This is a genomic window from Mycobacterium sp. E740, assembly GCF_001672895.1.
Lineage (GTDB): Bacteria > Actinomycetota > Actinomycetes > Mycobacteriales > Mycobacteriaceae > Mycobacterium.
The window spans coordinates 1-6,621 of record NZ_LZKP01000159.1 but is presented as its reverse complement, the minus strand read 5'-3'; the positions used below and the strand labels follow the sequence as shown (position 1 = coordinate 6,621).

Below are 6,621 nucleotides of genomic sequence, written 5' to 3'. Positions count from 1 at the left end.
GGTCGGTCGTGCTCGACGCCGCGCCCGCGTCCGATCAAGCGTTCGAAACCGTTGACGCGCTGCGGGATTCGGTACGCGACGTCGATCCCGACGCGCTGGTCGGCGGCTCCGACGCCACCGCGCGAGACGCGAGTGCGGCCGCCTCACGCGACCGCGCGGTGGTGGTGCCGGCCATCCTCGTCGTCGTGCTCGCGGTGCTGTACGTCCTGCTCCGCGCGGGGCTCGCGCCGGTGGTCCTCGTGGCGGTCACCGTGTTGAGCGCGCTGGCCGCACTCGGGCTCGGCGGGTGGGCCAGCGTGCATGTGTTCGGCTTCCCCGCGCTGGACAACACCGCCCCGCTGTTCGCGTTCCTGTTCCTGGTCGCGCTCGGCGTGGACTACACGATCTTCCTGGTCACCCGCGCGCGTGAGGAAACCCCCGGGCACGGTACGCGCGACGGGATCGTCCGCGCCGTGTCGGCGACCGGCGCGGTGATCACCAGCGCGGGCATCGTGCTCGCCGCGGTGTTCTGCGTGCTCGGGGTGCTGCCGTTGATCGTGCTGACCCAGGTCGGCATCATCGTCGGCCTCGGCATCCTCCTCGACACGTTCGTCGTGCGCACCGTGATCATCCCCGCGTTGTTCACGCTCATCGGGCCCCGCATCTGGTGGCCGGCGCTGCGCGGACCGGATCGGACAGGATTCGCCGAAACGCACGTTTCGGTCGATCAGGGCGAGTTGAAACGACCATAACGTCGGTCTCGGCTACGACGCTACGCGGCCGGGGCCTCCGGCACAGGCTCTGCGGCTGATCGACTAGCAACCAACAGCAGCACGCTCACCACCAGGACCCACAGCGGGAACGCGAGCGTCAACCACATGCTGACCTCGGCGGCCACCAGCAGTCCCACGGCGGCAAGGTAAGTCGCGATCACCAACCAGCGCGGCATCAGTCCCGTCTTCAGCCAGATCGTGGCCAGCGAGATCATGAACACCGCCGCCATGCGCAGCGCGTACGTCTTGCTCAGCGCCGTCGCGAGGGCATGCCCGAAAGCTGCCGCCTCGCCGCTGCTGTGGCCCGCGGCGATGCCGACGGCAGATGCGACGAACATCAATGCCAGAAACAGCAGACCGCTCCCGACGAAGACCGTCGAGAAGAACTTGTCCTCGAAGCCGCCGAACCCGTCGCGCACCACCCCGATGAACCACAGGAACGCGATGCCAGCGAACGGCATGAGCACGGCGGCCACCCGCATCTGGGTGCGGTCACCGTCAAGGTCCGCCGTCCGGATCAAGATTTCGACGGCGCCGAACAGCAGCGCGAACAGCACTCCCGCCAGCGCCGCGGACCGCGGGGTGCGCAGGCGCCGCGGCTGCCGCTCGCCGTGGCTCACGGCTGGCCCGCGAGCAACTGGATCATCAACCCGTTCGCCTCGGCGAGTAGGTTGTCGTCGGGATCGCGCAGTTCGGCGTTCACGAACGCCTTGCGCCCTTGCGCCTCGCGCAGCCAGCCCCGCGCCGTGAGCTCGGTGTCGATCGGGGTCACCTTGCGGTAGTCGACGTGCAGGAAACCGGTGCGGCTGATCGGCCGTCCGACGGCGTGGATCACCATGCCGAACACGGAGTCGAACAGCAGCGGGAGCACGCCGCCGTGCACGGCGTAGTTTCCGCCCACGTGGTAGCGGCTGAACTGCACCTTCAGCTCCACCCCGGTCGGGTTGAGCCTCACCTCGCGGTACGGCGGCATCAGCAGGCTGCCCGCCCCGGGCACCGCAGGCACGCGGTTGGCGGGGCCGACCCCCTCGCCCGCCTCGAACGGGTCGAGCAGCACGACCAACGCTTCGACCTGATCGGCGGCGCGCTCCCAGGTGTCGGTGTCGGGATCGGCCGACACGGCCAGGTCCTGCGCGCGGCGCATCGCCGTCAGGAACCGACCGAAGCCCGGCCCCGGTTCGGCGCGCTGGAAGTTCGGGAAGCCGCCGTGTCTGTCGTAGTCCGGGTCTTCGAGGTGTGGGTCCTGCGTCACGGCCGCGCCAGGATGTCGCGACGCACGATCGTCTGATCCCGGCCGGGCCCGACGCCGATGCATGAAACATGGGCTCCGGCAAGCTCTTCCACCCGCAGCACGTAGTCGCGCGCCTTGGCGGGCAGGTCCTCGAACTCACGCGCCTCGGAGATGTCCTCCCACCATCCGGGCAGCTCCTCGTAGATCGGTTCGGCGTGCGCGATCTCCGACTGGGTCATCGGCATGTCGTCGAGACGCTGACCGCTCACCCGGTATCCGACGCACACCGGCACGGTCTCGAGGCTGGACAGCACGTCGAGCTTGGTGAGGAAGTAGTCGGTGATGCCGTTGACCCGGGTGGCGTATCGCGCGATCACCGCGTCGAACCATCCGCACCGGCGCCGCCTGCCCGTCGTCACGCCGAATTCACCGCCGGTCTTCGACAGGTACTCGCCTTTGTCGTCGAACAGTTCGGTCGGGAACGGCCCCGAGCCCACCCGCGTCGTGTACGCCTTGAGGATCCCGAGCACCGTGGTGATCCGCGTGGGCCCGATACCGGAGCCCACCGCCGCACCGCCCGCGGTCGGATTCGACGACGTGACAAAGGGATACGTGCCGTGGTCGACGTCGAGCAGGGTGCCTTGCGAGCCCTCCAGCAGCACGGTCTCGCCGTTCTCCAGCGCGGTGTTGAGCAGGTAGCGGGTGTCGGCGATGCGGTGTTTGAAGCCCTCGGCCTCCTCGAGCAGGTTGTCGACCACCTCCGCGGCGTCGAGCGCCTTGCGGTTGTAGATCTTGACCAGCACCTGGTTCTTGAATTCCAGTGCGACTTCGATCTTCTCGGCCAGCAGGACCGGATCGAGCACGTCGGCCATGCGGATCCCGATCCGGGCGATCTTGTCCTGGTAGCAGGGGCCGATACCGCGGCCCGTGGTGCCGATCTTCTTGCTGCCGGCGTACCGCTCGACCACCTTGTCGATCGCGACGTGATACGGCATCAACAGGTGCGCGTCCGCGGAGATCACCAGCCGTTCGGTGTCGACGCCGCGATCGACAAGGCCCTGCAGCTCGGTGAGCAGCACACCGGGATCGACGACCACACCGTTGCCGATGACGTTGGTGACGCCCGGCGTGAGGATTCCCGACGGGATCAGGTGCAGGGCGAAGTTCTCGCCGGTCGGCAGTACGACGGTGTGGCCGGCGTTGTTGCCGCCCTGATACCGCACCACCCACTGGACGCGTCCACCGAGCAGATCGGTGGCCTTTCCTTTGCCCTCGTCGCCCCATTGAGCGCCGATGAGCACGATTGCCGGCATCGCATAGTCTCCCGCTTAGATCTGCATCAAACGATTGCAGCCGGTGGATCACCTTATCCCAGCCGCTTGTGAGGAGCCGTGTTGAACACCACTGACGCCGTGGTGTTGGTGTTCGGAGACCGACGTCCACCGCGCCCGCTGCGCGGCCTTCCCGTCGCGCAGAGCCCGGACGAGCCGTGCCGGCGGCTGATCGTCGTCGGCTCCGATGCCGACCTGGCGACGGTGCTGACCCGGCTGCTGCGCACCGACCGGCTCGGCGTCGAGGTGGCGCATGTCCGGCGCCGCTGGCAGGCACGGCGAGCCCTGCGCGGCAGCGCCGGCCGGGTTCCGCTGATCCGCGACGACGCAGGCACCGTCGTCGTCGGCGCGGCGTACTGGCTGGGCCACCCGGGCGGGCAGCCGGTGCACGGCGAAGCGGTCGTCGACGACACGGTGCTGTTCGACGGAGACGCGCCGCGAGTGCGGATCGAGCCGACAGCAACCATGCCCGGGCTGCGGGCGGCCGTGAGCGGCGCAGGCCGGCGGCGCTGGGTCGCGGGCCGGGCCGCCCAGCTCGGCACCACCGGAGCGGTCGTCGTGCGCGACGGCGTGCCGGCGGTCCGGCCGGTCAAACGCTCGACGTTCTACCGGCACACCGAGGGTTGGCTGCGGGTGCGCTGACGCCGGTAGCGTCGAGCCGTGAACGTTCGCCCGCTCCACCAGTCGGTGCGGCCCAGTCCCATTTTCCTGCTCATCGTGGCGGCGACCGTGGCCGGCGGCGCAGTCGCCTGGGTGTGCGCGGCGGACGCGAACCGGCCGCTGGCCTACGTGGGCGTGTTCACGTTCGTCATCGCCGGGTGGCTGGTGTCGTTGTGCGTACACGAGTTCGCGCATGCTTACACCGCATGGCGGTTCGGCGACCGGGAGGTGGCCGCGCGCGGCTACCTGACGCTGAACCCGCTGAAGTACTCGAACCCGCTGCTGTCCATCGGCTTGCCGGTGCTGATCGTCGCGATCGGCGGGATCGGCCTGCCCGGCGGGGCGGTGTCCGTGCGCACCGGGTGGATGACCGAGCGCCAACGCACGCTCGTCAGCCTGGCGGGACCGCTGACCAACCTGCTGTTCGCGGTGCTGCTGCTGGTGCTGACGAGCCTCCTCTACGACCCGGCCCGCGGCGTCTTCTGGGCCGCGACGGCGTTCCTGGGCTTTCTTCAGGTGACGGCGTTCGTGCTGAACATGCTCCCCGTGCCCGGCCTCGACGGATACGGCGCGCTCGAACCGCACCTGAGCCCGCAGACGCAGCGGGCGGTGGCGCCGGCCAAGCAGTGGGGCCTGCTGGTCCTGCTGCTGTTGCTCTTCACCCCGGGCGTCAACCAGTGGTTCTGGCAGGCGGTGCTGTGGTTCTTCGACTTCTCCGGCGTCCCGCGGCCGCTGGTCTGGCTCGGCGCTGGCCTGACCCGCTTCTGGTCGGCCTGGTTCTGAGCGCGGCGCGGCCCCTTGCAACATATGCGTGTTTACGCATAGATTGCTGCCATGGGAGCCGGTCACGACCACACGCACGGTGACACCCGGGTCAGCCGGATGATCATCGCCGCGGCGATCCTGACCGCGTTCTTCGTAATCGAGCTGAGCACGGCGCTGCTGATCAACTCGATCGCACTGCTGGCCGACGCCGGCCACATGCTCACCGACCTGGTCGCGATGTTCATGGGCCTGACCGCGGTGCTGCTCGCGCGCCGCGGCAGCGCCTCCCCCGCGCGCACATACGGCTGGCACCGCGCCGAGGTCTTCACCGCGGTAGCCAACGCGGTGCTGTTGCTGGGAATGGCGGTGTTCGTGCTGTCGGAGGCCTTCCGGCGGCTCGGTGACGCGCCGGAGGTGCCCGGCGTGCCGATGATCGTCGTCGCGCTGGCGGGACTGCTGGCCAACGCGATCGTCGTGCTGCTGCTGCGCGCGCACTCCCAGAGCAGCCTGGCCGTCAGGGGCGCCTACATGGAGGTCGTCGCCGACACGGTCGGCAGCATCGGCGTGCTGATCGCCGGCATCGTCACGGTCACGACCAGCTGGCCGTACGCCGACGTCGTCGTCGCCGTGTTCGTCGCATTGTGGGTGCTGCCGCGCGCGATCTCGCTGGCGCGCGCGGCGCTGCGCATCCTGTCGGAATCCTCGCCCACCCACATCGACGTCGAGGAGCTGCGCTCCGCACTGTCCGCAGTCGACGGCGTGACCGAAGTGCACGACCTGCACGTGTGGACGCTGGTGCCCGGCAAAGACATGGTCACCGCGCACCTGACCAGCGAGCGGGACTCGGCGTCGGTGCTGGACGACGCGCGCGCGGTGCTGACCGCGCGCGGCCTGGACCACGCGACCGTTCAGGTGGAGCCGCCCGACGGCGCCGCCGACTGCAGGTGTGAGGCGGAGTAGTCAGGCAAGCCCGAGTTCGGCCCGCGCCGACGGGTCGCAATCGTCGAGCAGGTCGAGGCAGCGCTGGTTCTCGTCGGCCTCGCCGATCGTGTCGGCCGCCCGCGCCAGCGCGGCCACACAGCGCAGGAAGCCGCGGTTGGGCTCGTGCCGGTACGGGACGGGTCCGAAGCCCTTCCATCCGTTGCGGCGCAACTGGTCCAGGCCGCGGTGGTAACCGGTGCGCGCGTAGGCGTACGCGGTGACCGCCTGGTCGTCATCCAGCGCGCGCTCAGCGAGCGTGGCCCAAGCGACCGAGGCCGACGGATACGCGGCCGCCACGATCGCCGGTTCCTCGCCCGCGTCGAGTTCGGCCTCGGCGGCGATGTCGCCGGGCAGCAGCACCGGGTCCGGCCCCAGGAGATCACCCATCCGTGTCATGGCCCCATTGTGCCGTGCGGGCCGGTGACTAAGCTTCCCGCCGTAGCGTCGTAAGGGAGGACCACAACAGGCATGCCGAACCCATCAGGGCCTGACCAGCCGGAAGACCTGGACGCCTCCGATACCGCCGACGGCGCCGGTACCGCCGCAGCGCCGGATCCCGCGACCGAGATGATCGATCAGCAGGGTGGCCACGAACCCGCGACCGAGGTGATGGCCGCCGCCCCGCCGCAGAGCGGGGCCGCGCCCGAGCACCAGGACGGCGAGCGTCGATTCACCGCTCCCTCGGGTTTCGACGCGGGCACGACGCAGAAGATCGACACCCCCGCCGAGCCGGCCACCGAGGTGTTCGCTCCGGTAGCGGCTGGAGACCAGAAAAACGTTGCGCCGCAGATGATTCCGCCCCGCGGCGATGCTCCGAAGCGTCCGCAGCAACGCCGCAGCTGGGGTTGGGTGGTGGCCGTGGTGCTGGTCATCGCCGCGCTGGTCGCGATCGCGATTCTGG

General features: G+C 69.7%; 8 protein-coding genes and 1 pseudogene. 5 read left to right on the top strand and 4 right to left on the bottom strand.

What is annotated here, in order from left to right:
- A partial coding sequence (locus A5663_RS15235) for an MMPL family transporter (RefSeq protein WP_156744497.1) occupies nt 1–731 on the top strand: 731 nt, incomplete at its 5' end.
- A gap of 20 nt (nt 732–751) precedes the next feature.
- Here A5663_RS15235 and A5663_RS15230 read toward each other — a convergent pair.
- The 3 genes from A5663_RS15230 to A5663_RS15220 are packed head-to-tail and all read right to left on the bottom strand — an operon-like array spanning nt 752 to nt 3,296.
- A complete protein-coding gene (locus A5663_RS15230; RefSeq protein WP_369816639.1) occupies nt 752–1,372 on the bottom strand; it encodes a hypothetical protein in 621 nt (206 codons plus the stop codon).
- Nucleotides 1,369–2,004, bottom strand: coding sequence for a PaaI family thioesterase (locus tag A5663_RS15225; protein WP_068150588.1), 636 nt, complete (start codon nt 2,002–2,004; stop codon nt 1,369–1,371). The genes A5663_RS15230 and A5663_RS15225 overlap by 4 nt, the downstream gene beginning before the upstream one ends.
- Nucleotides 2,001–3,296 carry an adenylosuccinate synthase gene (locus A5663_RS15220; protein WP_068150584.1) on the bottom strand — a complete coding sequence of 432 codons (1,296 nt, stop codon included), beginning with the start codon at nt 3,294–3,296 and terminating at the stop codon, nt 2,001–2,003. The genes A5663_RS15225 and A5663_RS15220 overlap by 4 nt, the downstream gene beginning before the upstream one ends.
- An 81-nt stretch (nt 3,297–3,377) precedes the next feature.
- Here A5663_RS15220 and A5663_RS15215 point away from each other — a divergent pair, with 81 nt between their 5' ends.
- Genes A5663_RS15215 through A5663_RS15205 form a run of 3 tightly spaced genes read left to right on the top strand, consistent with a single transcriptional unit; the run spans nt 3,378 to nt 5,699 of the window.
- The gene (locus A5663_RS15215) at nt 3,378–3,956 is read left to right on the top strand and encodes a peptidase M50 (protein WP_068150591.1); all 579 of its coding nucleotides are present in this window, start codon (nt 3,378–3,380) and stop codon (nt 3,954–3,956) included.
- Between the two features lie 18 nt (nt 3,957–3,974).
- The gene (locus A5663_RS15210; RefSeq protein ID WP_068150581.1) at nt 3,975–4,757 is read left to right on the top strand and encodes a site-2 protease family protein; all 783 of its coding nucleotides are present in this window, start codon (nt 3,975–3,977) and stop codon (nt 4,755–4,757) included.
- 51 nt (nt 4,758–4,808) lie between these two features.
- A complete protein-coding gene (locus A5663_RS15205) occupies nt 4,809–5,699 on the top strand; it encodes a cation diffusion facilitator family transporter (protein ID WP_068150578.1) in 891 nt (296 codons plus the stop codon).
- On the opposite strand, the gene A5663_RS15200 is transcribed toward A5663_RS15205, so the two are convergent.
- Nucleotides 5,700–6,116, bottom strand: coding sequence for a DUF3151 domain-containing protein (locus tag A5663_RS15200; protein ID WP_068150574.1), 417 nt, complete (start codon nt 6,114–6,116; stop codon nt 5,700–5,702).
- Nucleotides 6,117–6,188: 72 nt separating this feature from the next.
- Between A5663_RS15200 and A5663_RS23600 the strand changes: the two are divergent.
- A pseudogene (locus A5663_RS23600) lies at nt 6,189–6,621 on the top strand (DUF4878 domain-containing protein); the annotation flags it as partial.

What these genes read in the sequence shown, in the direction of transcription:
- A5663_RS15205 (WP_068150578.1), top strand. Translation starts at nt 4,809, where the DNA reads ATGGGAGCCGGTCACGACCACACGCACGGTGACACCCGGGTCAGCCGG.
- A5663_RS15200 (WP_068150574.1), bottom strand. Translation starts at nt 6,116, where the DNA reads ATGACACGGATGGGTGATCTCCTGGGGCCGGACCCGGTGCTGCTGCCC.
- A5663_RS15220 (WP_068150584.1), bottom strand. Translation starts at nt 3,296, where the DNA reads ATGCCGGCAATCGTGCTCATCGGCGCTCAATGGGGCGACGAGGGCAAA.